Source organism: Fulvivirga imtechensis AK7, assembly GCF_000331535.1.
Lineage (GTDB): Bacteria > Bacteroidota > Bacteroidia > Cytophagales > Cyclobacteriaceae > Fulvivirga > Fulvivirga imtechensis.
Genome location: NZ_AMZN01000014.1, coordinates 77,156 through 103,613 on the forward strand (window position 1 = coordinate 77,156; position 26,458 = coordinate 103,613).

At 43.5% G+C, this 26,458-nt stretch carries 21 protein-coding genes; 8 read left to right on the forward strand and 13 right to left on the reverse strand.

Features of this window, described 5'->3' with window-relative positions:
- From C900_RS04780 to C900_RS04795, 4 genes are all read right to left on the reverse strand, one after another.
- Complete coding sequence (locus tag C900_RS04780; RefSeq protein ID WP_009578506.1) at positions 1-1,041, reverse strand: PorP/SprF family type IX secretion system membrane protein; 1,041 nt, start codon at positions 1,039-1,041, stop codon at positions 1-3.
- Positions 1,038-2,132: a PKD domain-containing protein gene (locus C900_RS04785; RefSeq protein WP_009578507.1), complete on the reverse strand. Its 1,095-nt coding sequence runs from the start codon at positions 2,130-2,132 to the stop codon at positions 1,038-1,040. The genes C900_RS04780 and C900_RS04785 overlap by 4 nt, the downstream gene beginning before the upstream one ends.
- 111 nt (positions 2,133-2,243) lie before the next feature.
- The gene (locus C900_RS04790) at positions 2,244-4,982 is read right to left on the reverse strand and encodes a PKD domain-containing protein (RefSeq protein WP_040495682.1); all 2,739 of its coding nucleotides are present in this window, start codon (positions 4,980-4,982) and stop codon (positions 2,244-2,246) included.
- Positions 4,983-5,083: 101 nt separating this feature from the next.
- Entirely contained in the window at positions 5,084-5,851 is a 768-nt protein-coding gene (locus C900_RS04795) for a hypothetical protein (protein WP_040495684.1), read from the reverse strand.
- 159 nt (positions 5,852-6,010) lie between these two features.
- On the opposite strand from C900_RS04795, the gene lysA reads away from it, so the two are divergent.
- A complete protein-coding gene (gene lysA, locus C900_RS04800; protein WP_009578510.1) occupies positions 6,011-7,243 on the forward strand; it encodes a diaminopimelate decarboxylase in 1,233 nt (410 codons plus the stop codon).
- 98 nt (positions 7,244-7,341) lie between these two features.
- On the opposite strand, the gene C900_RS04805 is transcribed toward lysA, so the two are convergent.
- Entirely contained in the window at positions 7,342-8,292 is a 951-nt protein-coding gene (locus C900_RS04805) for a pyridoxal-phosphate dependent enzyme (RefSeq protein WP_009578511.1), read from the reverse strand.
- A gap of 329 nt (positions 8,293-8,621) precedes the next feature.
- Positions 8,622-11,417, reverse strand: coding sequence for a DNA polymerase I (polA, locus tag C900_RS04810; protein ID WP_040495686.1), 2,796 nt, complete (start codon positions 11,415-11,417; stop codon positions 8,622-8,624).
- Between the two features lie 655 nt (positions 11,418-12,072).
- Between polA and C900_RS04815 the strand changes: the two genes are divergently transcribed.
- On the forward strand, positions 12,073-12,927 hold the full coding sequence (locus C900_RS04815; protein WP_009578514.1) for a DUF4349 domain-containing protein: 855 nt from the start codon (positions 12,073-12,075) through the stop codon (positions 12,925-12,927).
- On the opposite strand, the gene C900_RS04820 is transcribed toward C900_RS04815, so the two are convergent.
- Together C900_RS04820 and C900_RS04825 are read right to left on the reverse strand one after the other, a co-directional pair.
- On the reverse strand, positions 12,924-14,135 hold the full coding sequence (locus C900_RS04820; protein WP_157493896.1) for a 7TM diverse intracellular signaling domain-containing protein: 1,212 nt from the start codon (positions 14,133-14,135) through the stop codon (positions 12,924-12,926). The genes C900_RS04815 and C900_RS04820 overlap by 4 nt on opposite strands.
- A gap of 229 nt (positions 14,136-14,364) precedes the next feature.
- A complete protein-coding gene (locus C900_RS04825) occupies positions 14,365-14,823 on the reverse strand; it encodes a DinB family protein (protein WP_009578516.1) in 459 nt (152 codons plus the stop codon).
- Between the two features lie 72 nt (positions 14,824-14,895).
- On the opposite strand from C900_RS04825, the gene C900_RS04830 reads away from it, so the two are divergent.
- Both C900_RS04830 and C900_RS04835 read left to right on the forward strand, forming a co-directional pair.
- Complete coding sequence (locus tag C900_RS04830) at positions 14,896-16,551, forward strand: amidase (RefSeq protein ID WP_009578517.1); 1,656 nt, start codon at positions 14,896-14,898, stop codon at positions 16,549-16,551.
- Between the two features lie 484 nt (positions 16,552-17,035).
- Entirely contained in the window at positions 17,036-17,659 is a 624-nt protein-coding gene (locus tag C900_RS04835) for a GyrI-like domain-containing protein (RefSeq protein ID WP_009578518.1), read from the forward strand.
- A 38-nt stretch (positions 17,660-17,697) separates the two neighbouring features.
- Here the strand turns inward: C900_RS04835 and C900_RS04840 are convergent, their stop codons facing one another.
- Both C900_RS04840 and C900_RS04845 read right to left on the reverse strand, forming a co-directional pair.
- A complete protein-coding gene (locus C900_RS04840; RefSeq protein ID WP_009578519.1) occupies positions 17,698-18,534 on the reverse strand; it encodes a helix-turn-helix domain-containing protein in 837 nt (278 codons plus the stop codon).
- A 32-nt stretch (positions 18,535-18,566) separates the two neighbouring features.
- Positions 18,567-19,853, reverse strand: coding sequence for a serine hydrolase domain-containing protein (locus tag C900_RS04845; protein WP_040495688.1), 1,287 nt, complete (start codon positions 19,851-19,853; stop codon positions 18,567-18,569).
- Between the two features lie 206 nt (positions 19,854-20,059).
- Here C900_RS04845 and C900_RS04850 point away from each other — a divergent pair, with 206 nt between their 5' ends.
- Complete coding sequence (locus tag C900_RS04850; protein WP_009578521.1) at positions 20,060-20,602, forward strand: cysteine hydrolase family protein; 543 nt, start codon at positions 20,060-20,062, stop codon at positions 20,600-20,602.
- A gap of 417 nt (positions 20,603-21,019) precedes the next feature.
- Here C900_RS04850 and C900_RS04855 read toward each other — a convergent pair whose 3' ends face one another.
- Both C900_RS04855 and C900_RS04860 read right to left on the reverse strand, forming a co-directional pair.
- Positions 21,020-21,367: a DUF3800 domain-containing protein gene (locus C900_RS04855; RefSeq protein WP_040495690.1), complete on the reverse strand. Its 348-nt coding sequence runs from the start codon at positions 21,365-21,367 to the stop codon at positions 21,020-21,022.
- 21 nt (positions 21,368-21,388) lie between these two features.
- Positions 21,389-23,122, reverse strand: a complete 1,734-nt coding sequence (locus C900_RS04860; RefSeq protein ID WP_040495723.1) for a M14 family metallopeptidase — start codon at positions 23,120-23,122, stop codon at positions 21,389-21,391.
- Positions 23,123-23,175: 53 nt separating this feature from the next.
- Between C900_RS04860 and C900_RS04865 the strand changes: the two genes are divergently transcribed.
- Positions 23,176-23,760 (forward strand): nitroreductase family protein, encoded by a 585-nt coding sequence (locus tag C900_RS04865; protein WP_009578524.1) that lies wholly within the window; start codon positions 23,176-23,178, stop codon positions 23,758-23,760.
- 110 nt (positions 23,761-23,870) lie between these two features.
- Here C900_RS04865 and C900_RS04870 read toward each other — a convergent pair whose 3' ends face one another.
- Entirely contained in the window at positions 23,871-24,416 is a 546-nt protein-coding gene (locus C900_RS04870; RefSeq protein WP_009578525.1) for a hypothetical protein, read from the reverse strand.
- Between the two features lie 144 nt (positions 24,417-24,560).
- Between C900_RS04870 and C900_RS04875 the strand changes: the two genes are divergently transcribed.
- Together C900_RS04875 and C900_RS04880 are read left to right on the forward strand one after the other, a co-directional pair.
- Positions 24,561-24,929 carry a DoxX family protein gene (locus tag C900_RS04875; protein ID WP_009578526.1) on the forward strand — a complete coding sequence of 123 codons (369 nt, stop codon included), beginning with the start codon at positions 24,561-24,563 and terminating at the stop codon, positions 24,927-24,929.
- 127 nt (positions 24,930-25,056) lie between these two features.
- Complete coding sequence (locus C900_RS04880; protein ID WP_009578527.1) at positions 25,057-26,451, forward strand: ATP-binding protein; 1,395 nt, start codon at positions 25,057-25,059, stop codon at positions 26,449-26,451.
- The last annotated feature ends 7 nt before the right edge of the window (positions 26,452-26,458 follow it).

Here is a 26,458-nt window from a genome sequence, read left to right on the forward strand (position 1 = left end):
CTAGAAAATTCTGCAAGGGACTATGTAAGAAGCTGTACTTTTCCTTTTGTTACCCCTGTAAACAAGTGAAATCTCAAAAACTCCCGGTTTTCCGGAAGCGCCTTCCTGTACGGAAGCTATATTTGTTAATCCTGCAATGGAAAGATCATAGCTGGCATGGATCTCCAGGTTTTTAATGCCGGCTCCTGCATAAAAAGTCACGTATTCTTTCCATTGACCGAGTACGCCTATATTAAGCTGTACTTGTTTTTGCGGAGAAACGAGATATTCGGTAACTACTCCGCTGCTGACTTCGGTATTGTTTCGCTGGTTGTTGATCAACCACCGGGGCACCAGTGATACGCGGTCATTAAGTTTGTATCGAACCCATCCCGAAACCACACCCCGGTTCAGTGCACGGGCAGAGGCCGAATCGAGCAGGAAATTCTCTTGTGGCGCTATCAGGTTAAGTGCGGACACGGAAACTGATGTCTGCCATTTTCTGTTGATAAAAAATTTGTAAGACACTCCACCTCCGGCATCATAGTTGGCTGCGTTATCACTGCTAAATGACTCTCCATTAGGGGCTTGAATATCAGGCATGAATCCATCAAACTGGCTTTCAAACAGCAGCTTCTCTATGTTAACTGCACTAAACGCATAGCTGAATACGCCTCCAATCGAGATAAGGTGGCGTCCATGAAAATCCAGAGGATGGTGATAGGCCAGCGAAAGACCCACTTTTTGATGTTGCATCAGGTTGTCTCCTAAATGATCATCCACCGCATAGATCCCTACACCCCAGAAATCTCCTGGCATCAAACCTCTTGAAAACTTCATGTCTCCCGAAATACCAAAGGTGGTGAACTCAGCATTGATGCTATTCCACTGTTGCCGGTAAATGCCTGCCACCCTGTAATCCTGAGCAAAATTTCCGGTAGCTGCCGGGTTGAGGTAAAGGGGAAAGTTAAAGAACTGAGAAAATTTTACTTCCTGCACCTGGCTATGACCTTGTGAAAAGGAAAGTAATACAACTACAACTATGGAAAAGCCTGCTCTCATCTCAATAGTGTTACATTTCTTTTGAAATTGAACTCTTTGCCGTAAGCGCCTAAGGCTTTTACATGGGCCACATAAACTCCCTGCGGTTGCGAGCGTCCATTATAGGTGCCATCCCAGGCAGCATCCACATCTCCTTCCGCACTAAAAACCTCCTGCCCATACCTGTTGTACAATTTGTAGGTATAAAGCTGCTTTATCCCCTGGTGAAGTAGCTTTAGTTGATCGTTTTTGTCATCATTATTAGGACTAAATGCCGTAGGCAGATCGAGGTAAACGTTAAGGTCGAGCATTAGTTGCAGGGTATCGGAACAGCCAATGGTATTCATTACAGCATGTTTCAAAGGATACCGGTCTATTTTATCATAGGTATGAATTGGATCCTTCTCTTCAGTGACATTTCCATCACCGAAATCCCAAAAATAGGATACAATATCCCCTTCCGAAGCATCATACATCTGCACTGGAATAAAAGCCTCTACAAATGGCACTGGAATTTCCACTCCCGCAGTAGGCGCTTGCTTGATCAAAACCTTTTGGGTCAGTGTGTCGCGACATCCCAAAGAAGAAATTGATATCAGGCTTACCGGGAAAACACCCGATTCTTCAAAGAAATAACTGGCATCCGCAGCATCATCTGTTGACCCATCCGGAAAAACCCATGTATAACCTGCTATGGCGCCGTCACCGGGGGTGGTAAGGTTCCTAAAATGCATAGTGGTACGGGCACAAATGGTGTCAAAGTCGAAATTGATCTGGGGCGGAGAGATGATGTCAACATTCCTGGTTACGGATCGTTCACAACCGGAAAAACTGTTGATCACTGTCAAAGTAACAGGGTAAGTCCCTCCTTTATTAAAAGCATGGGTGATCATAGGTATGGGTACCTGTCCCTCTTCAATAGTTCCATCTCCAAAGTCCCAACGATAGTCGGTAATATTCTCCAATGTATCTCTGAACGCCTCGTTAAATGTCAGGTATTCCTTGGCACATACTTTACCAAATTCAAAATCTGGTGTTGCTACTCTGTCCGCAAAGCCTTCGATTGCATCAAAATCAATACACCCATTAATATCCCTTGCGGTAAGAGCCACACGGTAGTTCGTTCTCTCTTGAAAGATGTGATTGATGCTAAAATCAGTATATGTGGTACTGTTTCCCGTCTTTTTGTTAGTAATGCGCCATTCAACGGATTCTATGTCATCCTATGAATCGAAGGTGAATGTCGTTTTCTCTCCCTGGCAAAACCTGTTTGTTGAAGAGACAATCGATACTGTCGGCCTTGCGTTGACCTGTATTTGCTCATTAAAATCGACAATACAATCAGAGGTAGCAAGGGGATTATTATTGTAGATAACCTGGAGCGCGATATGATATTCTCCTGTAGCGGTGTAATTGTGGTACACGTGCTGTACTGAATCGGTCGATCCGTCTCCAAAGTCCCACACATAGCTATTAATATGTGCTCCGTTAGGTCCATTTCCTGAAATCCCCGAGCCGAGACATATAGAATTTTCGGGAAGCACCTCAAATTGATTATCGATAGAAGTGTTATACACAGGCCAGGAGAAAGTGTTTTGACATCCATCAGAATCTTCTATACTCAGGCGTACAAGATAGTCCCGCTCACTTGAAAAATGATGTGCTGGCTCTGCAATTGATGATGTATTGTCGGCTCCTGATCCCGGATCATCAAAATTCCACGCATAGCTGGTGATGGTATTGGTGTGTGCCACTGAAGTATCATGAAACTTAACGATATCTCCCGTTTCGCAATAAGGATCATACTGAAATTGGGCAGCAAGAGGATAAATCACTGCGATCCCATCAGAATAGCTACAGCCAATATCATCTGTTGCTGTTACCACATAGGTATTCGCTTCACTAATGGTGATGTTCTCAGTAGTTTCCCCGGTGTTCCAGTAGTAGCTGATAGCGCCTGTGCCACCTTCCAGAATTTCAGTGGCCAGCAATGAATCCGGGTTGCTACATATCAGGAAAAAGCTCTCGGGTATGATGTTCACCCTGGGGCTTGGGAATATTTCCAGCGTTTCCGTAACGCTATTAGCACAACCATTGGTGTTGATACCGGTAACAACAATATCATATGAACCCGCCACATAATACACATGCCTGTTGGTATAACAGTCTGGGTTTGTTAGTGGATTACAACCGTAAGAAGTACCATCGCCAAAATCGTAAAGAATAGAATCCAGCCTGTTGCATAACTCCGCGTCAGGCAGGGTTACCTGAATTTCAATATTATTATAGGTACAATAGCCCTCAATATTAATGCTATACTGAGGTGGATCGCAAATGGTGATAATTTGAGTGGTTTCGTTTTCGCATGGAGGAGAATCATCGTCTGACACCGTAAGACTAACCTCATAATCTCCGGATGCAGAGTAGGTATGTTTGGGATTTTGCTCTGTTGACTTAGCGCCATCGCCAAAATCCCACAGCCAGTTGGTGATATTATTGGTGTTTGATGAATGAGTAGAGCGATCGGTAAATTCTACGGGGGTTCCAATGCATAGAGGGCTGGCCGTAAAAGCGGCAGCTATCTCTCCTGAAAAAGTAATAACATCCGTGAAAGAACACCCTGTACCATCTGTTACGGTGAGGCTATGAATACCGATTCCCACCTCTAGAGATGTCCCGGTAGAGCCATCACTCCACATGTAGGTATAATTGCCGTCACCTCCCGTTACCGTTGGTGTCAACGTTATTGTTTCATTACATCCCAAATCCTGACTGGCGCCAAGATCAAAACTTGGAGTGGCTCTTACTTCTATGGTGTATGTTTTTGTTGCAATTCCGGGTTGCGGGCACACATTATCACTCACCTGCACCACAAATTGGCGGGTACCAACATCACTCTGAGTTGGAGTCCAGGTGATCTGTCCTGTGGGAGACGTAGAATTATTGTGATCTACATGAAATGTTGCCGAAGGCCCTTCGAGCAATGTTATCGTCAGGTTGTCATTATCAGCGTCTGTAGCATCAAAGGTCACATCCACGAACTCTCCCGCACACACACTTATTTTATCCGAATTAATGCCGTTAAAATCAGACAGCACGGGAAGTGTATTGCTACAATCAATACTGGTAAATTGAATGCCTCTTTTTACCCAACTTATCAACTGGCCATTGCGATATTCCTCCACCTTAAAGTCGGTGATCCCCACCTCCAGCATCGTGGGATTGAAGGTCAGGTCACCACTACTGACATCCAATGTGGCGTCATTGGCAAAAGTCATGAAACTTGAGGCGTCATATCCGCTGGCAAAAACTACTTCGGTTTCAAAGTTGCTCTTAGGCGCAACGAGAGAGTAACGTAGCTCGTCCCCATCGGGATCTACGGCCACGTTATTGAAGGTCTGCTCCTGATTGATACACACCGTAGCCACCGGTGAGCCATCAAAAACAACTGATTGGTTACATGGCGCTACCTTGCTGTTCATGGAAGCCTCTATGAAAAAATCTTCAGCCTCTGGTACTACCAAAGTCGTGATCACTTCGCTTCTTGCGGGACGTTGCCAGAAAAATCGCCAGTCTTCACTGGCACCATAACTGCTGAGGTTGACCGTTCCTTTGTAAACAACCCGCTCTACACCTCTGCGTGAGCCGCCCGAGCAGTCTGTGGTCACAGCATCACAAAAAAGCTTTACTTCGGTTGTGGAGTGTTTATTTACATTAAAACTCAGTGGGCTCTCCGGAACAATAGAAAGGTCAGTAGCATAGTATTTGATAGGATAGTAGCTTTCCAATATGGCCTGCGAACCACACTCGCTATACACCGTTAATGTGATCTCATACCTGCCAGAGCCCAAACACCTGTAACTGATATCACCGCCAATAATGTGCGTAGCGTAAGCCTCCCCAAGGAAAAGGAAACAAATAAACAGGAAAAGCGTCCTTTTGATAATCTTAGTTGCCACCATCAACTACAATTGAGGGCGCAATTAAGGAATAATTAATGATAATTGTAATTTTTTTAGCAAAAAATTTACATTGATAGTGTTTTGGGCCGGGTTTTCATATATTACCCACAATCAATATCTTCAAAGGAGGAGCTCCAACAGCGCGGTAAATCGTCCAGATAATGTGTGGGTTCAATGATAGAGCCATTCTTCTTTTCCAAATGCCATTCAATAGTTACCGGTTGCTTATTCGCTTCTATGTTATAATAAGCACTAAACGGCTCTTCTCCGGTAAATACATATTGAATGAAGTCACCCTTATTTACCACATATTTCATGTCAGTTATTTCACCATCACCGTTGCTCTTCCAGTGTATGTGTAGAGCTGGGGCATTGTTTTCCGGGTTGTCATAAATGGTCCACTGGCCAGATTTCAAATCGTGAGAAGATACTCCTTCCATCCACATAAAGCCCTCAAAATTTCCAGGTTGCGAAATAAACATTTTCCACGCCTGATCCGCTGTATCTGCCTCCACCGCATGAATTTCTGCCTGATAGGTTTCGCTATTTGTATTATATTCATAAGACCAGACCCATTCTCCGTTTGTATATTCTGCTTTTTTCCCATCTGAAGCCAGAAAAGCATTTACCGGAATTGCCAGATCCATAGTCAGAATATTTTTCCAGGAGGCAACATGGGTACCAGCCCTGTGCGCATGACCTAATGAGTAAGTTCGTCCATCTGCAGCCGAAAAGGTCTCAAAGTTCATCATCACAGTAGTGCCCGCTGGCAACTCAGGAGCCGGCCCTGATTCGGGGTCATCATCCGAACACGAAAAGATTCCAAAAGCAGCCAACACGACAATGATTCTACATGAAATACTTTTCATCCATCATTTTTTGGTTCTTTAACACCTGGGCCCTTATCTTGTTTATCTCAAAAACCTGAACATCAGGTGAATGAAACTATTCTCCTTTAAATGGTTGATTTCTCCCGTTTTTGGGTGTGATGCTTTTGTTTTTATATATTTGGCGAATATTTTTAAACAATGGATATAAAAAACAACACCTATCAGGTACAGGGTCTGGATCTGGTTAAGGTTGTCAAAGAGTTTGACAGCCCCTTGTATGTTTATGACGCTGATAAAATTGTAAGCCAGCTTCAGAAATTGAAGAATGCTTTCAGCAATCAGAAGATACGGGTGAAGTATGCCGTAAAAGCGTTGTCTAACATATCCATTCTCAAATTACTAAAAAAACACGGTGCCGGTGTTGACGTGGTTTCTGTCCAGGAAGCCAAGTTGGCCTTAAAAGCCGGATTTGAACCTGGTGATATCCTGTTTACACCTAATTGTGTCTCTTTTGAAGAGATACAACAAGGAGTGGATATGGGGCTGATGATCAATATTGACAATATTTCGATACTTGAACAATTCGGTCATAAGTACAGAAACTCTGTCCCCTGCTGTGTGCGATTGAACCCACACATCATGGCCGGTGGGAATACCAAGATCTCTACTGGTCACGTGGATTCAAAATTCGGCATCTCTATCTACCAGCTACCGCACTTGCTTAGAGTTATCAAGACCACCAACATTGATGTCATAGGTTTGCACATGCATACAGGTTCAGACATACTCGATGCAGATGTTTTCCTCAAAGTGGCTGAGATCTTGTATGGAGTGGCCCGTGAGTTTCCTAATCTTGAATTTGTTGATTTCGGAAGTGGTTTTAAAGTGGGTTACAAGGAAAACGATATTACTACCAATGTTTATGACCTTGGAGTGAAATTGGGTAAATCCTTCGATGATTTTTGTGAAACCTATGGCCGAAAATTAGAAATGTGGTTTGAGCCCGGCAAATATTTGGTGAGCGAATCCGGCTATTTCCTTGTTCGAGCCAACGTGATCAAAACTACTCCCGCTACAGTTTTTGTGGGTGTAGATTCCGGCATGAATCATCTTCTGCGGCCAATGATGTATGATGCCTATCACGAGATCATTAATATTTCCAATCCAAAAGGCATTCAGCGAGTTTATAGCATTGTAGGCTATATCTGCGAAACAGATACTTTCGGCTGGGACCGAAAGCTGAACGAAGTTCGGGAAGGCGATATTCTGGCGATAAAGAATGCGGGTGCCTATGGCTTTAGCATGTCTTCCAATTATAACTCCAGGTACAGGCCTGCCGAAGTACTGATCTATGAGGGCAAAGCACACCTGATCCGCGAACGGGAAACGATGGAGGATATTCTGAGAAATCAGGTGGAGATTGATCTATAATTGGAAGTAGGCAACAGGCAGAAGCAGTGGACAAATTAAGCGTCAGACGGTCTGGAACCGTTCAGACGCTTAACATAATCCGAAAACATACACCCCCACTAAAAAGGCAGTTTATTCACGTCCACATTACCCCCGCTGATGATTATGCCCACATTTTTGCCCTGAAAGCGATCTTTATTCTTCAAAAGAGCAGCAAATGGTACTGCTGATGAGGACTCAATGATAATTTTCATTCGCTCCCAGATCATTTGCATACCAGCAATGATCTCTTTGTCTTCTGCAAGGACAATATCCCCCACGTACTTTTTTATGATCTCAAAAGGCTTTTTGCCGAGAGAGGTTCTCAGCCCATCTGCTATTGTAGTCGGGTTAGTCTGAGGTATCAGTTCCCCTGATTTAAATGAGCGGTAAGCATCGTCAGCCCCCGCAGGCTCGCAGCCTATAACGCTGGTGGTTGGGGACAAGTAATGTGCCGCCAGTGACGTGCCGCTCAATAATCCACCACCTCCAACAGGAGCTAGCAAATAGTCAAAGATCACGTCAGTATCTTCAATAAGCTCTTTAGCAGCCGTGGCCTGTCCTTCAATGATACGATAGTCGTCATAAGGATGGATCAGAATAGCGCCTGTTTCTTCGATCACCCGTTGTAAAGTATCTTCCCTGGCCTGTAATGTCGGTTCGCATTCAATTAATTCTGCGCCATACCCCAAAACAGCGGCTTTCTTTACTTCAGCGGAATTAGAAGGCATCACAATAAAAGCTGGAATACCATTTTCCCGGGCCGCCAGGGCCACCGCCTGCGCATGGTTGCCGGAAGAGTGGGTGGCTACACCTTTACTACGCTCAGCAGCGCTCAGCGATAAAACGGCATTCATACCTCCTCTGGCTTTAAATGCGCCTATCTTCTGAAAATTCTCACATTTAAAATAGAGGTTTGCTCCTGCAACGGCGTTTAGGCTCTTACAAGAAAAAACCGGTGTCCGGTGAATGAAAGGGCTTACTCTTTCATGGGCTTCGGAAATGGAGCTGAGATCAGGAATAGCAGACATGCAGCGAAAATAGTCGTAATTTTTAACACTTCCGAGCTTTTCCAGCCTCTTCAGGGAAAACGCCTATACACTATCCGAGCATGACGAGGATCAGTACAGCTATGGCAATCCCAAGAAATAACAAACCCACCTGTGATGTCTTCTTCATAACCTTCACTGTTTTTCAAAACAAAGGTCGTAACAGATCTTTTCAGGTAAAAGTGAAATGGAGTGAACGGTGGTAAAACCGAACTGAAACGGCAAAATTGCCGACTGAAGCCGGGCAAGCAAGTTCCCCACCACCCGGAAACCTTCTTTGAAGCAGGATTTTGGCGCGGAACGTAAATACTCTAGTGTGCCTTCAGCCAGTTTTCTCCTATGCCCGCCTCAACCTCCATGGGCACCTCCAGGTCTACCGCAGACTTCATCAGTCTTATCACGTTCTCCCTAACCAGATCAGCCTCCTCTTTCGGAACGTCAAAAACCAATTCGTCATGTACCTGCATGATCATTCGGGCCCCCAGCTTTTGCTCTTCAAGCCATTGATGGATGTTCACCATGGCAATTTTAATGATATCAGCAGCGCTGCCCTGAATAGGCGCATTGATAGCATTACGTTCAGCATACCCCCGCATGGTGGCATTTCTCGAGTTGATGTCTCTAAGGTATCGTCTCCTTCCGAGAATTGTTTCTACATATTCATTTTCCTTAGCCTTATTGATGGAATCATCCATGTATCGCTTGATCGCGGGAAATTCCTTGAAGTATGCTTTTATAATATCGCTGGCTTCAGAGCGGGCAATGTTAAGGTTCTGTGCCAGGCCAAAAGCTGAAATCCCGTAGATGATACCGAAGTTCACCTCTTTGGCTTTCCTTCTCATATTAGCGTCTACTTCATCGACCTGTACATTAAATACCTTGGCGGCTGTGGTAGCGTGAATATCACGTCCACTTCTGAAGGCCTCGATCATATCCTTATCCTGAGCAAAGGAGGCCGCTATACGCAGTTCGATCTGCGAGTAGTCAGCAGAAAGCAACACATGGTTTTCATCTCTCGGAACGAATGCCTTCCTTATTTCCCTGCCCTTTTCTGTCCGTATCGGGATATTCTGCAGGTTAGGATTATTAGAGCTCAATCGGCCGGTTGCTGCAACAGCTTGACCATAGTCGGTATGTACCCTGCCATCTCTCCGGCTGATCATCTTAGGAAGCGCATCAACATAAGTAGATTTGAGCTTCTGGTATTCTCTGAACTCAAGGATCTTACGCGCTATCTCATGTTCGGCAGCAAGGCGGCTCAATATTTCCTCACCGGTAGCATACTGCCCCGACTTCGTCTTTTTAGGCTTTTCGATCAGCTTCAACCGATCAAAAAGTATCTCTCCCAACTGTTTTGGCGATGCAATATTAAACTCGCATTTAGCCATGGCAAATATCTCTTCCTGTGCTTTTAGACACGCTTCCTGAAGCTCCCCGGACATTTGTTCCAGCGCATTTTGGTCTATCCGTACCCCTTCGTGCTCCATGCTTGCCAGCACATAAACGAGCGGGTGCTCTACTTTATCCAAAAGTTTATTCAGGCCCTCTTCATTGATCTTTTTAGAAAGTACGTGCTTAAGCTGCAATGCCATGTCTGCGTCCTCTCCCGCATACTCAACTATGCTCGCAGGACTAATGTCTCGCATGTTTTTCTGCCTTCTTCCCTGCGGCCCGAGCACTGCCGTAATAGGCACAGTCATATAATTAAGATATTGCTCAGCCATCATATCGAGGCTGTGCTTTGTTTCCGGCTCGATGATGTAGTGCGCTAACATAGTGTCAAAAAGCCGTCCCTGAACACAAATGCCATATTTCCTTAGTGCCAGAATATCGTATTTCAGGTTTTGCCCTACTTTTTTGATATCTTTATTTTCCAGAACATGTTTAAATTCCTGTAAAACACTGGCTGCCTCATCAAAGTCTTCGGGAATAGCAACATAGTGCGCTTCTCCTTTGATGTACGAAAAAGCAATTCCTACTATTTCTGCCTCTACAGCATCAATATTAGTGGTTTCGGTATCAAAGCATATCTCCTCCTGTAGCTCCAGGAATTCGATCAGCGCTTTCCTTTTTTCAGGTGTATCTATGAGGTGATAATCATGGTCAACGGTTTTTATAGTATCCTTTTCTATTATTACGGTCTCAGAAACCTCGATAGCTGCTTTGCTTTCCTCACTGAACATTGATAGCTGGCCGGTAGTGGACGCTACTTTTTTACCTGAGGCCTCCTCACCGAAGATACGTTTAATGACCGTTCTGAATTCCAGCTCCTCACAAATCGTGCGCACCTTTACCTCATCAGGTCCTTCGTACAGGAGCGCCCTTTCGTCAAACTCTATAGGCACATCGGTGTGAATAGTGGCCAGCCTTTTAGAAAGAATACCCTGATCTCCGTAGGTTTCAACATTTTCTCTAAGCTTTCCTTTAAGCTGGTCTGCATTCTTTACCAGTTCCTCTACAGAACCAAAGTCTCTGATGAGCTTTGAAGCCGTTTTAGGCCCTACTCCAGGAATACCGGGAATGTTATCAGAAGCATCGCCCTGAAGCCCCAGCATGTCGGTTACCTGGTGTACATTTTCTATGTCCCATTTCTCACAAACCTCCTTTGGCCCCAGTATATCAACAGCATTGCCCATGTAAGCGGGTTTGTACAGGTATACATGCTCTTCAACCAACTGTCCGAAATCTTTATCGGGGGTCATCATATACACCTCAAACCCACTTTTGGATGCTTGTTTAGCGAGTGTGCCAATAATATCATCAGCTTCATATCCATCACACTCGATCACGGGAATATTAAAAGCTCTGACGATGTCTTTTACCACCGGGATCCCCGTCTTGATGTCCTCAGGAGTCTCTTGCCGCGTAGCCTTATAAGCTTCAAATTCCTCGTGTCTAAAAGTAGGAGCAGAAGTATCAAAAGCCACCGCAATATGGGTGGGTTTCTGTTTTTGAAGCACTTCAAGCAGGGTGTTTAAAAAACCGAACATAACCCCTGTGTTTACGCCTTTTGAGCTTATTCGGGGACTTTTACTAAAAGCAAAGTGTGCACGGTAAATGAGCGCATATGCGTCAAGAAGAAACAGTTTTTTTTCGGGCTTACTCATAACCGGTAAAGTTAATTAATTGCAGTTACCTATAACAAGTTTAGACGTAATTAGTCCGTAATTAGTGTTTGTAAGAAAACTCTAAGTGGCTTTAAGAAAAGGTTCCCGCCAAAGGGCCATAGCCGTTAACTTAAGAGAATAACGAGCCCCCAGAGGGGGTAAATCTTTGTAGCCCGGGGTGAAGCCCCGGGTTTAAACGAGAAGTTGAGTGTGCCATAGGAAGGCCCAACCATGGAACACAGGCTTCCTTGGCACACATGGCAGGAATGAGTTCGAAGCATTTACCTTAGTAAGCATGGATGCGCCAAAATAGCCTTCTCATCTTCCCAAGCTTGAATGTGGCGCATAAAAAAATCTAATCCTATCCCGGGGCTTCACCCCGGGCTACCAATATTGCATCCCTACCGGGATGCTTAAGTTAACGGCTATGGCCAAAGGGCGGGACGAAGTCCCAAAAAGCGGAGCGTACTGAGGTACGAGAGCATTTTTGGGACAAGCGTAACGCAGACATTGGCGTTTTCTTAGAGACACTAATTAAACTGGGCTTTAGTGCTGTTGAAAACCGGCTAACCAAAAAAAATGTGACTTTTTTACGACCGGTGATTATGGAATCATAAGATCTTCAGCATCATGTCAGAAACAAATAATCAAAACTATGAAAAAGATACTCTATTTTCTCTTCATTATGCCTGTAGCCATTGCTTGTAATAAATCTACTGAGGGTGATATAGCCGCTGACAGCTATGATATAGAAATGATGGAATCTGTTCCCGAAAAAATTTATGCTGCTGGTGCAGCGAAAGATGTCCGATTTGCAAGCAACCCTCAACAGATAGAGCGAAAGGTGATCAAAACGGCTAATCTGAATATACAGGTAGCCAACCTGGATTCAGCGAAAACCAACATTGATCGTATTGTGCGGGAATATAATGCGTATGTAAGCGCTGACAATCGCGATAATAATAATTACCGGTTTACATTGAATATGACGATCAGGGTACAACAGGATCAGATGGAAAAAATGGTCCAGAAAATAGAGGAACAAGCTTCTTATGTCCACTATAACAATATCAACGCACAAGATGTAACTGAAGAATTTGTCGACCTCAACATCCGGTTGAAGAATAAAAAGGCAGTGGAAGAGCAATATGTGAAGCTACTACAAAGGGCTAATAAGGTGGAAGACATCTTAAAGATCGAAAATGAACTTCGCGTAATCAGGGAAGAAATTGAGGCTAAGGAAGGGCGACTGAAATATTTGGAAAGCCAGGTGACCATGTCTACTATTCATTTGACCGCTTATCAGGATGTATATCATGTGGAAAGGGCTCCAGCAAAAAGCTTTTTGCTTAAAATAGGAGATGGACTGAGCGGCGGATGGGACCTGCTAAAAAATATTGTAGTGGGGCTTGCTTACATATGGCCGATATGGATAGTTGGCGGGTTGTTGACATTTATGGCAGTAAAGAGGATCAGGAGGTACAGAATGAAAAGGACTAAAGTTGTTTAAGCCCGTCTTAGCCTTCGCTCGAAGCTGCTGGCTTTTTCCTTTTCCAACACGTGTACTTGCTTATATGCGCCTACAAAATGATAAGCCAGTACCAGGGAGTTCAGGAAAAATATCATTAAATATCCCAAATTAAGGAACACAAGGTTGATCTTAACAACAAGCGCATAGGCCGTAAGCTCATAAGCAAAAAGGCCTATGCCTATTATTATACTTGCAGCGCTAAACCATGCTTCAAACTGCTTTTCATAAATAGCACGACTAATGACAACCACAGCATAAAGCAAATTAACTGCTATGAAAAACTGGTACGCAGGCAGCAGTTGGGTAAAAAATACAGGAGGCAAGATAACCGTAAGAGAAATAATACAGTAATTGATAGTGATCAGGATGTATTTGTACAGGGCTTTCATCCCATTAGGGAAAACACTACTGATAAATAGCATTCCCCAGAGCATGCTCAGGTAAAGAGATATATACTCTACGCGCACCGCCAGCCCCCAGCTCGTACTCTCAAAAAAAGATGTAACGAGATAAATGTTTGAAAACAGAGACCTGATACCCCAAAACAGGCATAAGGCCCCAAAATACATGGTAGCTCTTTGTCCTTTTCTTATCAGAAAGAATACCAGGAAAAATGCCCCCAGGATCAACAGCCCGCCAACCAGCAACATATTGGCAACTACTGCCGTTTCCCGGTCTTTGCTGATGGCCTCCGGTGTACCCAGCTTCAGACTCTTGTGCACGCCTCCTCGAGCATGATGAAAGTTTGACACCTGTAAAATGATCTCAATGGTCTCTCCCGAAGCTTCAAATGTTTTTATCACAGGCTCCCACTGTGGTTTTGCCAGGGAGGCTTCTGTACCCACATTACCATTTGATGAAAGGATAACTCCATTTATCCACAGCTTATAATTTGTATATACATTAGGAATGGAAAGGCTCAAAAGCTGTCGCTCTGAATCATTCCTTAATAGCAACAAACGATAAGTGGCATATCCTTCAGGGGCAAGCTCTTGTAGTCCGGCATATTTATTATTCCAAACTTCTGGTACAGCGAAATAATGAGGATCGGGGTCTGCAAAGGCTTTGAAATCATCCGGGGCAAGAAGTTGCTTCCAGTAAAATTCCCATTCGCCATCTAAACTGACTAAACCTGCCTGATTGAAATCAACCAATGATATATCCAGCTTTCCTTTGCGGGCTGGCATAGTTTGCTCTGCCTCTGCCATATTGGTGAAGAAAAGGACAAGGAAAAAGCCGGCTGCTAACCTTGTGATGAATGGTACGGGGGGACACATTTCACAAAAATTTCAGTTAACCACCGCGCAAGCTAATACAAGTTGTGGTTTTATCCTACTCAAAAACACGATAAATGGTACATGAACTAACTCCCTCTAATCCAGCACCTTTTGAGAAATGTGAGAGATTTGTCATTGTTTATTTCTGTCGGGCATAGGCAATATAATCCGTCACGGGCGGTTCTATGCCTTCTTCCTTCAGCAAGGAAGCTATTTGCCCCCGATGGTAGGAGCTATGGTTGATCACCTGATTGATAATTTCTCTTATCGTATTTTCGAATTTCCTGCCATTTGAGTTTTTATAAAAGACCATCTCCTCGAAAGTCTCAAATTTATGGGTGTCGAGGTAGTTAAGCCAGTTGCTGGAGCTCTCTTCCGTCATGCTCCTCAACTCTCTAAGTTTATATTGTTCCCATATGGGAAAAGGGGAGGTGGGAATATCCTTGATCCTGTTGAGCCAAACGATCTGCGCTGACAGCAAATGACTAAAAAGAAGCAGGAGCTTTTCATTTTTAAAATCACTTTGTTCCAGTGTGATCAAAACCCTTTGGTTAGCCCAGTCATTGTATTGAAACAAGTCACGAAAATGTTTTTTCATCGGTCGGTGGTTATATTGGAATGATGCCTTTAAAAATATAAATTGGATTGTTTTTAATTCCCGTACTAAAATATGAAAAATCCGATTCTTTTTGCAGCCATAGCTTTTTTGTTGTTATCATGTGTAAAGCAGGAAAAAGAGCCTGCAGAGGGTGCCATTGATTCTCTGGCTTACGTGGAACCCTACCTGGGGTTGTCTTTTACGCAGTCCAAGAGAGATTCTCTCAGAGAAGGACTGCGAGAGACAGTAAGCGATATTCGAAAAATACATGCCTACTCGCTGGAAAACAGTACTCCTCCGGCTATCAGCTTTAATCCTATTCCTGTGGGGTTTCAGATCAATCAACTGCAGCTCCCCATAAACTGGCGGCTCCCTTCGGATGTAAAATTTCCTGTCAATGAGAATGAGCTTGCGTTTTATACCGTTGCTGAACTTTCCGTGTTGATAAGAACCGGTCAGATCTCTTCGGAGGACTTAACCCTATTCTTTCTCGGCAGATTAAAACAGTACGGTGATACATTGCAGTGTGTTGTTACTTTAACCGAAGAGCTTGCCCTTGAGCAGGCTAAACGTGCCGATGCTGAATTGGCCAATGGCAAATACCGTGGGCCCCTGCATGGAATACCTTATGGAATAAAGGACTTGCTGGCCGTTGAAGGTTATAATACCACCTGGGGGGCTACACCTTATAAAAACCAACAGATCGATGGAACCGCTGCGGTCGTTAAAAAGCTGGAGGAAGAAGGAGCCGTATTAGTTGCAAAACTTACGTTGGGAGCCCTTGCCATGGGCGACATCTGGTATGGAGGAGTGACAAAAAATCCGTGGGACCTGAAGCAGGGCTCCAGTGGCTCTTCGGCTGGTTCCGCTGCCGCGACCGCTGCCGGATTGGTACCTTTTGCCATAGGTTCTGAAACATGGGGCTCTATTATTTCCCCCTCAACGAGATGTGGGACGACCGGTCTCAGGCCAACCTTCGGCAGGGTAAGCCGCACCGGGGCCATGGCGCTAAGCTGGACAATGGATAAGCTTGGCCCTATCTGCCGCTCAGCCAAAGATTGCGCACTTGTATTCGAGGTAATCAGAGGCAGTGATGGTATTGATCAATCAGTGATAGATGCAGCTTTTAATTTTAATGCCGCTACACCTGCGCATCAGCTAAAGGTAGGATATCTGAAAACGCTCTTTGAGCAGCAATACCCCAACAGCGCCAATGACAGCATTTCACTGGCTGTCTTTCGGGATATGGGTCTGCAGCTACATGAAGTTGAACTACCAGAAGACATCCCTGTTAATGCGCTTAGTATTATCCTTGCTGCCGAGGCCGCAGCCGCCTTTGACGAACTGACCCGTTCAGGCCGCGACAGCCTGCTGGTGAACCAGAAAAAGAGTGCCTGGCCCAACTATTTCCGCACAGCCCGGTTCATTTCAGCGGTAGATTATATCAACGCAAACAGAATCCGGTACGAACTGATACAAAAAATGAATGAAGTTTTAAAAGAATATGATGCCATCATCGCCCCAAGTTTTGGCGGAAATCAGCTTCTCATGACAAATCTGACGGGCCACCCGTGCGTTGTTTTCCCGAATGGGTTCAATGCAGAGGGAAAGCCGGCAAGTATATCCATTATCGGAAATCTTTTTGATGAAGCGAAGCTCTTGCAGTTGGCAGAAGCCTACCAGGCAGCTACCGGGGTAGATGAAATGCACCCGGAGATGTTTAAGTAAAAATTTGCGGACGCAGGCAGTACTCCTCAATAAAAATGAGCCCCCGTTCGAAAGGTTAACTAATGTGAGTTCGGTCATTCTGCCTGTCCCGAACTTGCTTAACTTGCCTCGGGAAAGCACGAAGAATCTTACTAAGTTCAAGGATGGCTGAGGAGATTTCTCGAGGGCCATAGCCGTTAACTTATAAGTATTCCCTTTGAGTTTATCACCTCACCCCTGAACAGGCTGAAGTATAAGCACAGTAGAACCGCCCTCTCCTCCGAGGAGAGGGAATTGCAGACTGCAGTAAAAGCACAGGCTTTTGATGGGTGAGGTGTGAAATTCGGGGCAACGGGAAAGCTATCGAATAAGGCAATGCCGAAGGGTTATTTGAGCTACAGCGTCTGTGTTTCCTATTATTGAAGCATAGCGTCAGGCTCTACTGCCATAGGGTTGTCAGTGGCGTAGTTTTAATTGCAGTCAGCAACTAAAACAACTCAACCAAATGGATAAACTGGACCTTACCAAAAGATACAAAAGCTATTATACGGCTAAAGCCAAGCCTGAAATTACAGAGATCGAGCCCGCCAAATTTCTTTCTATACAAGGAGTAGGCGACCCTTCGGGAAGTGATTTTGCTGACAATGTTCAAGCGCTTTATGCCACTGCTTATGCTATAAAATTTGTTTGTAAAGCTCTGAATAAAGATTTTGTCGTGTCCAAATTGGAGGGATTATGGTGGTTTGATGAACAGAAGTATAAAGGCTACACCATGGAAGAAGCGCCCGTGAAGATACCAAGGAGCGAGTGGGGATACAGGCTCCTGATCAGAATGCCTGAATATGTTACTGAACAAATAGTGCAGGAAGCTATTGCTTCGACCGTTGAGAAAAAAGAATTACCACTTGCCCGGGAAATCGAATTGTACCCTATGACGGAAGGAAAGGTAGTGCAGATGCTGCATGTGGGCCCTTTCAACAAGGAAACCGAGACGCTACTACAGATGAACGAATTCATACAGGAAAATAATTTCGACAGGAATGGCCTCCACCATGAAATTTACCTGTCTGATTTCAGAAAAACTGCGCCTGAAAAGTTAAAAACGATTTTAAGGGAGCCGGTAAAGTAATAAATAGTAACGGTAGAGTTACTTTTAAAACTCTGCCGTCAACTAAACTCAGACATTACAAATTCATGGCCTTTAAACAAAAGGATTATTTCCAAAATTGTGGCCGGTATCAATAAGGCAAAGGCTACCGGGGTTAGAATTACACTAATAAAGCAAACCCCTAAAACAATCTCGATTCCCCCGGCATATCCTGATATTGTACCCATACTATCTCTAAGCTTTAGAAGCGCCACACCAAAGGATAAACTCGCAAAACCGGCAATCAGCGATTGGGCGCTACCAATAATAATCGTCAGGTGTTCATCCCCCTCCAAAAATATTTTAAATATGTCTATTATTCCGATTATGACCATTGCACAGATCATAATATAAGAGATAATCTTAAGGAAGTAGTTTTCAAAAATTTTTCCCAAAGCAACAAAACCCAGCATGTAAAGACAGAATGAAATAAGCACCCAAAATTTTACGACCATATAAACAACCTTTCCTGAAAATGTCAGTGAAATGCTTGAATATAGCCAATAATCAAAGAAGCCCTCGCCAATGAGCATGATAAAATACGCCAATCCCGCTATCCAGGAAGTCTGCGTGGCCATCAACAGCTTTTCATTATTTACTTTCCCAATAAGAAAAAACGTATGCAAGGGGTTGCCCATCGGTGCCTTCTTATGCGAGTGCGCGATTAGCTGTTGATAGTCATACCCTAATGTTTTCAGCAACAGCCGAATAGTAGACGTTCGGGGCAGCACCTGCCCCGACTCAATGCGCTGAATTGTGCGCACACCAACATGGCTCATCTCAGCTAATTCGTTCTGGGTCAGATTTCTATTCTTTCGTAACTGAGATATTTTCTCACCAAGTTCGGGCTGCTTCATTTGCTATTGGTTGAACAATTCATTTAAACTAATTAAAATAAATGAATACCCTTCCTTACCGTCCTTCCTCGTTTGATATATATTATCATCAAAAGAAACATCACAATCCAACCTATACCAATTAAACTCAACATTTGAGTTGTTAGAAAAGTAAACATTAGTGTATCTACATTTCCCGTTTTCCAAAACACCCACTGGCTTGCCAGCTTACTAGCCAAAAGTGGATTGCCGGTTTCCAAAATGATTATTCCATCGCCAGTTAAGGGGTCTAAACGTGCAGCAGTGTTTATAGCGGGTTCATTTTTGCCATCATGCCCTATTATGTAAGTGCCTTTGTTGTTACTTGCAAATAGCATAGTACCCAGTCCCCAGATTTCGACTCCCATATAAATGCCGTGTGCTTCTCTCATCTTTTCCACCGTTTCTGGTTTAAGTACCCTCCGGCCAATTGGTTCACTATTTATACCAACCACATGTGCCTGTAAAAACAACTCCAGATCGGATAACGAAGTATACAACGAGCTGGCGGCTAATGATGTAAAACGATAGTGTTCTGCTTCTGTAGAATCTACATCGTAAAAAGCCGCTAGCTGTAACCCTGAAGAATCATTCCATTGATAGGTAGAATGTGTCATGCCTAATGGCTCGAAAACTTTGTTTGTCATGAAAGACGAAAAGGATTGCCCCGTAACTTCTTCTATCAAAAGTTGAAGTAAAGTATATCCGCCCCCAGAGTACTGCCACTTACTTCCCGGCTCATATCCAACTCGTACAGCTCCTCCAGTGCCACGAGAAGCGTCTGAGGCCTTTGTTAACGAAGATTCCAAAGCCTGAGCAGGTCTGCCCTGTGGAAAGCCAGCATACCCCAACCCATCTGTAAGCCCGGCCGTATGACTTAGCAGCCTGCGTACTGTCACGCCATCATTGTCGAAGTCACCAGGAGGAAGTTGCCAGCGGGTGAGGTACTTCGATACAGGCGTATCCAGTGCCAGTTTGCCTTCTTCTACGAGCTTCATAACACCCCAGGCGGATACCCATTTGCTGAGCGATGCCACCTGAAATACTGTATTTCGATCTACCGGTTCGCCAATTGAGTAAAAATATTCGTCATGGACAAAACCGTTTTCAATTAAAGCCATAGTTACATTTCCAATAGAGCCACGGCTGATCTCTTCCTTAGCCGCTTTCATGAAATCTTGCGGAGAACGACTTTCTGTTAAGGGAGCGTGCCACCAACCCTCCACCGTTCCGCAAAAGATAAGTAGGGTCCAGCAAAGAGCTAAGGATAATGTAAGTAAAATGACTTTTAGTATTCGCATTTGTTTTTTAGAAGCAATGCTAGTTTTTGATTCGGATCAAATCAAAAAAACCGGTCGCCACTCGTCCGCCATTTATGCGCCATTCGCATTTGAAGGAGATAAAATGATTTTTTTTAAAAATTTTTGGCAGATTTCCGGCAGCATAACTGACTGCAAAACTTCCCGATTTTATTTAAGTTTATGATACTGAACCATCAACACAGGAAATGCAACATAAAAAAGCCCTGCTCATCATCGACATGCAGAAAGGTTCTTTTACACCTGTCACACCACGTTATGATACAGCCGGTGTTGTTAAAAGAATAAACTTGCTGGCACAATTATTTCGAAAAAACGACCTGCCCGTTATTTTTGTCCAGCATGATGGGACTAAAGGGGGTGCATTTATTCCAAATACTACCGAGTGGGAGCTGCTTGCAGAATTAGATGTGAAAGCCAACGACATCATTGTGAGCAAAGAAGCTAATGATGCCTTTTATCGAACAAATCTTGAAAAGCTGCTCCATGAATTGGAGGTGAACCACCTTGTGGTAACGGGTTGTGCAACAGACTTTTGTGTGGAGTCCACAATACAGTCTGCGCTAACCAAAAATTTTGATATCACCGTAGTCAGCAACGGGCATACCACTGGCGAAAGACCAAGTTTGAGTGCCGAAAAGGTGATCCAACATTATAATTGGATTTGGAAAAATATGATCCCAACAGAAGGGAAAATAGTAGTTGTGGATTTTGACGAGATAGAAGTATAGCATCCTGGTTTGTATTTCATTAGTCGATGAAATCGGCAAAATCTCAAAGTTCCATTAAATCCTAATTCCGGCCAAACAAGCTTTTGATCGGAATGAATAGATACGCCTTTAAGTTCGTTGGGAGCTGGATGTTCAAAAATAAGGAATAAATGGATTACAATTATTGTTATAAATGTGGATAACTAATGTGGATATCGGTTGAATATTGTTGATAAGGTTTATTTACTTTGTTACCAAGTCGACCGGGCAAGTTCCGCTTTAACTTGTCGGGCCGCAAAGAATCCTCGGTTTATGAACCGGGGTTTTTAATTTTGTAACCAGTCAATTTCTGACGATTCCTAACTCATCATTTTTAGAGGCTTCTTTAAGTAGAATAGGCTCAATTCTATTAAATAAATGCTCTACTCCACATTTTTTTTAAACTTCCTTTAGGAAACTCATGCCGATAAAGACAGTGAGAATATTGATTACCTTAGCCGTATCAAAAATAATCAGTATTTGGCTACAAAAATCTCGCAAAATATTTATCCTCTCTGTTTTCCCAATATTCCGATATTCGGTAAGCTTATTTATCCTTATAAGTTCTGAGGCATGAATTTCTGTTCTTTGATTCAATCCATATGTGTTTTTCAAAGACTTTCTAAATTTTTTTAAACGAACAAGATTTTCCTTCCAATCATCCTCAGAAATGATTAAGCCTGAAAGAATATAATGCAGAGAACTATAGGCGTCTATACCCGGGTCTCCACTTTCATCAACATACATCAAATGCATTCTTAGTTTTTCTTATTCCACTAACCTATACACCGGGTACTGTAAATGAGCATTTTCATAATAAGGAGAGCGCTTAAAAATAAAATCCAGTTGGGCATACCAGCTCTCAGAAAACTCTTTATTCTCCTTTTTCTTTGCTTCAAAAGCCTGTTTGAGCTCGGGGTCGTTTTGTAACAGGTCCCAGGCAGCCTCTTCAAAGACATATGGTGAAAAGTGTTCTTTTTGCTGTAAAATAGTATCAAAGAAATTCCAGTTGAAGAAAGAATCCGTGGCCTCCGGCTCAAGTGTTTCCACAAGATACCGGCCACCCGGCTGATCGATGTGAAAAATGTAATCTCCCTTACTGAAAGACATTGTTTTTGTCTCCTTGCTCACCTCGGTACTATTATGAGGATAATGCCCTTCATAGGCAGAAGAGGAAGTATTATACTTTTCAATACGGTATGCTTCTACATTTATTGTCGTATCTCTGCTCAGCAGCGTATATTTCAACCCATTCCATTTTAGCCTGTCGATCACCGCATGCCATCCCTGGGGCACAACATAGCCAACAGGTAAGGTCACTTCCCGGGCAGGTACATAGGTGTTGTAATACGGGATAGTTTTGCTAAACGGTTTATTCCGGTCATAATACAGGCGCTGTTGGCCAGTGACCTTGCTTTCAACCATCGCACCTTCATACCCTTTGAAAGGAATTTCCTTATGCTGTCCGCGGTCAAGCTTCCAGGCTATGGGGTGCCTCTCGCCTGGCTTCATCTTATTGGCCTTGCGTATTCTTTGTATCTCTTTACCTTCCTTTCCGGCTATGTCAATTACAGCCTCCAGAAAATCATAGGTGGCCATTACCCGCACATTAAATGGCTTGAGCATGTGTGTTTCGATCATAAAGCCGAGGGTATTGAACAAAGCCGTGTAGCCTGTAGAGTACGTGGGGTGATCCATAAATTGTGTAATGCCCTCTGCATCAGGTGTATTGTTGAATACATTTACATAAGGCGTAATTTCACTTCCTTTCTTCTTGATCAGCGCTTCAAGCTTTGGTGTAAACTGGTTATCAATGTATCGGCCCATTTCGCTGTTAAGTTTATTGTGTTGTGTAGCCAGATGTGTAATGCTGTATTGATAATCCGCGCCATTGCTCACATGGGTATCAATAAAAATATCAGGTTGTGTTAAGTGAAATATTTCATAAAAAGAACGGGTGTTCTTAGCGTCCGCTTTGATGAAGTCTCTGTTCAGGTCATAGTTACGAGCATTGCCTCTGAACCCATATTCCTTGGGACCATTCTGGTTGGCCCGGGAATGTGAGTTCCTATTCAGCGCCCCTCCTATATTGTAAACCGGAATTACCGCCAGCACTATATCCTTCAGCGCTGCCCGCCTTTCCTTGTGGAAGGCGAAATCGCGCAGCAACATTTGTGAAGCCTCTATTCCATCTGCTTCCCCGGGGTGGATACCGTTATTGATCAGAATAACAGTCTTTCCTTTTTCTCTGGACCTCTCCAGGTCAAAATCTCTGTCCGCATCCAGGATCACAAGATGTAAGGGCAACCCACTGTCCGTTTCGCCCATTTTTCTTATTTGTATATCCGGTGAAGATTGCGCCAGCTTCTCATAAAATGCTATTACCTCTGTATGAGTGCCGGTTTCCTGGCCATTAGATTGTTCAAAAACAGTTTTAATGTCGTTTTGTGCCAACGCAACTACCTGAGATATGAAAAGGATGAGGGTTAGAAGTCGTTTCATTGTTATAAATTTATGGGCGTCATAAAAATAGGAAATCAAAACATTATTCATCTATGGAATTTACAAAAGCGGTCAATGAAATGATCAGGACCAGAAGGTCTATATATACGAATATGTTTTCAGGTGAAGTGGTGGATGACAACATCATTGATGAGATGCTTGAAAATGCCAATTGGGCTCCTACACATAAACTAACTGAACCCTGGAGATTTGTTGTGTTCACAGGTAAAGGTCTAAAGAAGCTAAGCGAATTTCAGGGAGAGCTGTATAAAGCCAGGAATCAGGACCATTTCAAGGAGGATGTATATAATAAATTCAAAAGTAAGCCGTTGGAATGTTCTCATGTCATTGCCATCGGCATGCACCGCGATGAAGAACACAGTTTGCCGGAGGTTGAAGAGGTATGCGCAACCGCCTGTGCCGTACAGAACATGTGGCTCACTGCTTCGGCCCACAGGATCGGGTGCTATTGGAGCACCGGAGGGGTTACTTTTTATGAAGAGGCGAAACCATTCTTCGGCCTTGGTGAAGAGGATCTTCTGCTTGGCTTTTTATACATCGGTGTGCCCAAAACAGGGGCCTGGCCGCAAGGGAGGAGAAAACCTGCTGAGGATAAGGTAAAATGGGTGAAAGGGTAATTGCCGGGTGCTTGTTCCTGGTTACTGGGCGCTGGTTTCGAACTGGAAAATGGTCAATAGTCAAAGTGTCACCTATTGGCCATTGACCAACGACCAATTCACCAGCTAAGCTACTCCAACACGTCCTCTATTTCAGACATTTTTTTGTCAGTAAACTTTCCTGAAGTAGCATAGATGATTTTTCCATATGCATCCAGAACGAAGAAATAGGGAACATCTTTTTTCTCAAACTCAAGAGCATCTTTGTAAGGCTTTAACTTGCCTTTATAAAAAAGGATATAAGGCAATAGTTTGGCATCAATGTTTTTCAAGGCTTTATTCTTGGCAGTACCTGTTGCTGCAGCATTAATCCCCGTAAACATAGGTATGAAGTATACATTTACATCATGCCCGAAACCCGAAAACAAGCCTCCACCTTCGCGAATGAATTTATTGTACACCGGGCTGAACCAGGAGTTGAGATCATCTTCCGATTTCTTTGAATAAGCAAGACCCAGCAAAGTGAATTTGCCTTTGGTAGCTTCAGGAAGCACCACCACCTCATCTTCAACAGTTTCCGCCTCAAGCTCAGGAAAATCGTTTCCAACAACTTGTGCCTCAGACACATAACAAACAGCCAACAACAGAAATAGAACAACAATAATCTTCTGATTCATAGTTTATGATTAAAATGATTCCAATAAAATTACGAAAAATCATGCCAACAATAAAACTGTCGCTCGCACGACTATACAACTAAAACGATACAACCTTTGATGCATTGTTTCGTTAAATTTAATGTTTAAACATTAATTAAAATTATGACAGCAAAAACCAAAAACATTATTGGCTGGGTCCTTGTAGGCCTGCTTTCTCTTTTCATGTTCTTCAGCGCCTACAACAAACTTTCAGGCAACTTTACAGACATGATGGTTTCCTGGGGTTTTTCAGAATCGGAAGTATTTCTAATTGCCGCGGGAGAAATTTTATCAGTACTATTATTCCTGATACCAAGAACGTCATTATTTGGTCTGCTTCTGCTAAGCTCCTATTTGGGTGGCGCTATAGCTACACATATGCAGGCTGCACCTCCGGCAGATAGCTATCTTGTGCCTGCCATTATTCTCGTATTATTCTGGATAGCCGGTTTTTTAAGGATCCCGAAAATTTTATCATTATTTGCCTCTTAATCAAATAAACCCGAAGCTTTGTTTCGGGTTTTATTGTTGTTCCTGCAACACGGTGTCTCTAAGAAAAACACCACATAGTTGAAAGTCAACCTTGATTGATTAATTTAATGGAGAATTTGTTCAGTTTATGGTATATCAAATAATAGAACGACTTCTGGAGATAGACCAATTAAAAGAGGTCCCTCGTAATCAGCTAGAGTGGCTGGTGGAGAAGAGCGATTGTAGAAGCGTAAAGCAGGGCGACTATTTATTTAAAAAAGGCGCCCCAATAGATAAGATGTACATTATTTTGCATGGGCACTTCATACTCAAGATCCAGCAAAACAACCAGTTTAGGGTTATCGGAAGCCTGGAAGAAAAAGCCATCACGGGGGCATTACCTTATTCCCGGGCCAGCATAGCCACAGGCATTGCCGAGGCCGCTGAAAATGCAGAAGTATTAGCCCTTGATAAGACCTATTTTAAAGAGATGATCACAGACTATCATGAACTGACAACGGCTTTTGTCCATGTTATGAGCACGCGAATTCGTCATTTTACCAAATTGCAGCAGCAAAACGACAAAATGATGGCCCTTGGTAAACTCTCTGCCGGTCTTGCTCATGAACTTAATAATCCCTCCGGGGCGGTAATACGTTCTGCCAGAATGCTGCGGAAACACCTGGCCCTGCTACCTGAAGAGTTTAAGAAAGTCATAAAAATAAAAATAGACGATCAGCAGCTTGATATCGTAACAGATTTGTTGTTTGACAAAATAAAGGATGGCGTTCAGCATATTCCATTGATGGAAAAAACTGACCGGGAAGACAGTATTGCCAGTTGGCTTGAAGAGCATGACTTTAATGACGGTTATGAGGCAGCGGAAAATTTTGTCGACTTCAATTTTACCGAAGAAGATATGGATACCATTGCCGAACAGGTGAATGGAAAGGACCTTGTGCCGGTGGTCAACTGGCTTAACCAGGTATTAGCCACGGAAAAGCTTGTAAACGAGATAGAAGATGCATCACAGCGCATCAACGATCTGGTGAAATCGGTAAAAAGTTATACACACATGGACCAGGCACCGGAAAAGCAGCCTGCAAACATTCATACAGGTATAGACAATACGCTGACAATGCTTAACCACAAGCTTAAGAAAGCACACATCAACGTGATAAAAAAATACCAGGAGGATCTGCCAAAGCCGATGATCTACATCAGTGAGCTCAACCAGGTGTGGACCAACCTAATCGACAATGCTATAGATGCTCTGGAAGATGCGGAGCATAAAAACCTGGAAATTCAGACGAAACAAGATGGTTCGTTTGTCAAAATAAATATTGTTGATTCCGGCAAGGGGATACCTGACGAAGTGAAAGATCAGATCTTTGATCCTTTTTTTACCACAAAAGCTATTGGCAAAGGCACCGGATTGGGGTTGGATATTGTGCAACAAATCATCAGCCAGCATAATGGCACTATCGATGTGGATTCAAAGCCCGGACGAACAGAATTTAAGATATGTATACCCATTGCGTAATTCACGA

Excerpts from the sequence above, each read along its gene's own strand:
- C900_RS04780 (WP_009578506.1), bottom strand. The coding sequence starts at position 1,041 with ATGAGAGCAGGCTTTTCCATAGTTGTAGTTGTATTACTTTCCTTTTCA.
- C900_RS04790 (WP_040495682.1), bottom strand. The coding sequence starts at position 4,982 with ATGGTGGCAACTAAGATTATCAAAAGGACGCTTTTCCTGTTTATTTGT.
- C900_RS04795 (WP_040495684.1), bottom strand. The coding sequence starts at position 5,851 with ATGAAAAGTATTTCATGTAGAATCATTGTCGTGTTGGCTGCTTTTGGA.
- lysA (WP_009578510.1), top strand. The coding sequence starts at position 6,011 with ATGGATATAAAAAACAACACCTATCAGGTACAGGGTCTGGATCTGGTT.
- C900_RS04805 (WP_009578511.1), bottom strand. The coding sequence starts at position 8,292 with ATGTCTGCTATTCCTGATCTCAGCTCCATTTCCGAAGCCCATGAAAGA.
- polA (WP_040495686.1), bottom strand. The coding sequence starts at position 11,417 with ATGAGTAAGCCCGAAAAAAAACTGTTTCTTCTTGACGCATATGCGCTC.
- C900_RS04815 (WP_009578514.1), top strand. The coding sequence starts at position 12,073 with ATGAAAAAGATACTCTATTTTCTCTTCATTATGCCTGTAGCCATTGCT.
- C900_RS04820 (WP_157493896.1), bottom strand. The coding sequence starts at position 14,135 with ATGCCAGCCCGCAAAGGAAAGCTGGATATATCATTGGTTGATTTCAAT.
- C900_RS04825 (WP_009578516.1), bottom strand. The coding sequence starts at position 14,823 with ATGAAAAAACATTTTCGTGACTTGTTTCAATACAATGACTGGGCTAAC.
- C900_RS04830 (WP_009578517.1), top strand. The coding sequence starts at position 14,896 with ATGAAAAATCCGATTCTTTTTGCAGCCATAGCTTTTTTGTTGTTATCA.
- C900_RS04835 (WP_009578518.1), top strand. The coding sequence starts at position 17,036 with ATGGATAAACTGGACCTTACCAAAAGATACAAAAGCTATTATACGGCT.
- C900_RS04840 (WP_009578519.1), bottom strand. The coding sequence starts at position 18,534 with ATGAAGCAGCCCGAACTTGGTGAGAAAATATCTCAGTTACGAAAGAAT.
- C900_RS04845 (WP_040495688.1), bottom strand. The coding sequence starts at position 19,853 with ATGCGAATACTAAAAGTCATTTTACTTACATTATCCTTAGCTCTTTGC.
- C900_RS04850 (WP_009578521.1), top strand. The coding sequence starts at position 20,060 with ATGCAACATAAAAAAGCCCTGCTCATCATCGACATGCAGAAAGGTTCT.
- C900_RS04855 (WP_040495690.1), bottom strand. The coding sequence starts at position 21,367 with ATGTATGTTGATGAAAGTGGAGACCCGGGTATAGACGCCTATAGTTCT.
- C900_RS04860 (WP_040495723.1), bottom strand. The coding sequence starts at position 23,122 with ATGAAACGACTTCTAACCCTCATCCTTTTCATATCTCAGGTAGTTGCG.
- C900_RS04865 (WP_009578524.1), top strand. The coding sequence starts at position 23,176 with ATGGAATTTACAAAAGCGGTCAATGAAATGATCAGGACCAGAAGGTCT.
- C900_RS04870 (WP_009578525.1), bottom strand. The coding sequence starts at position 24,416 with ATGAATCAGAAGATTATTGTTGTTCTATTTCTGTTGTTGGCTGTTTGT.
- C900_RS04875 (WP_009578526.1), top strand. The coding sequence starts at position 24,561 with ATGACAGCAAAAACCAAAAACATTATTGGCTGGGTCCTTGTAGGCCTG.
- C900_RS04880 (WP_009578527.1), top strand. The coding sequence starts at position 25,057 with ATGGTATATCAAATAATAGAACGACTTCTGGAGATAGACCAATTAAAA.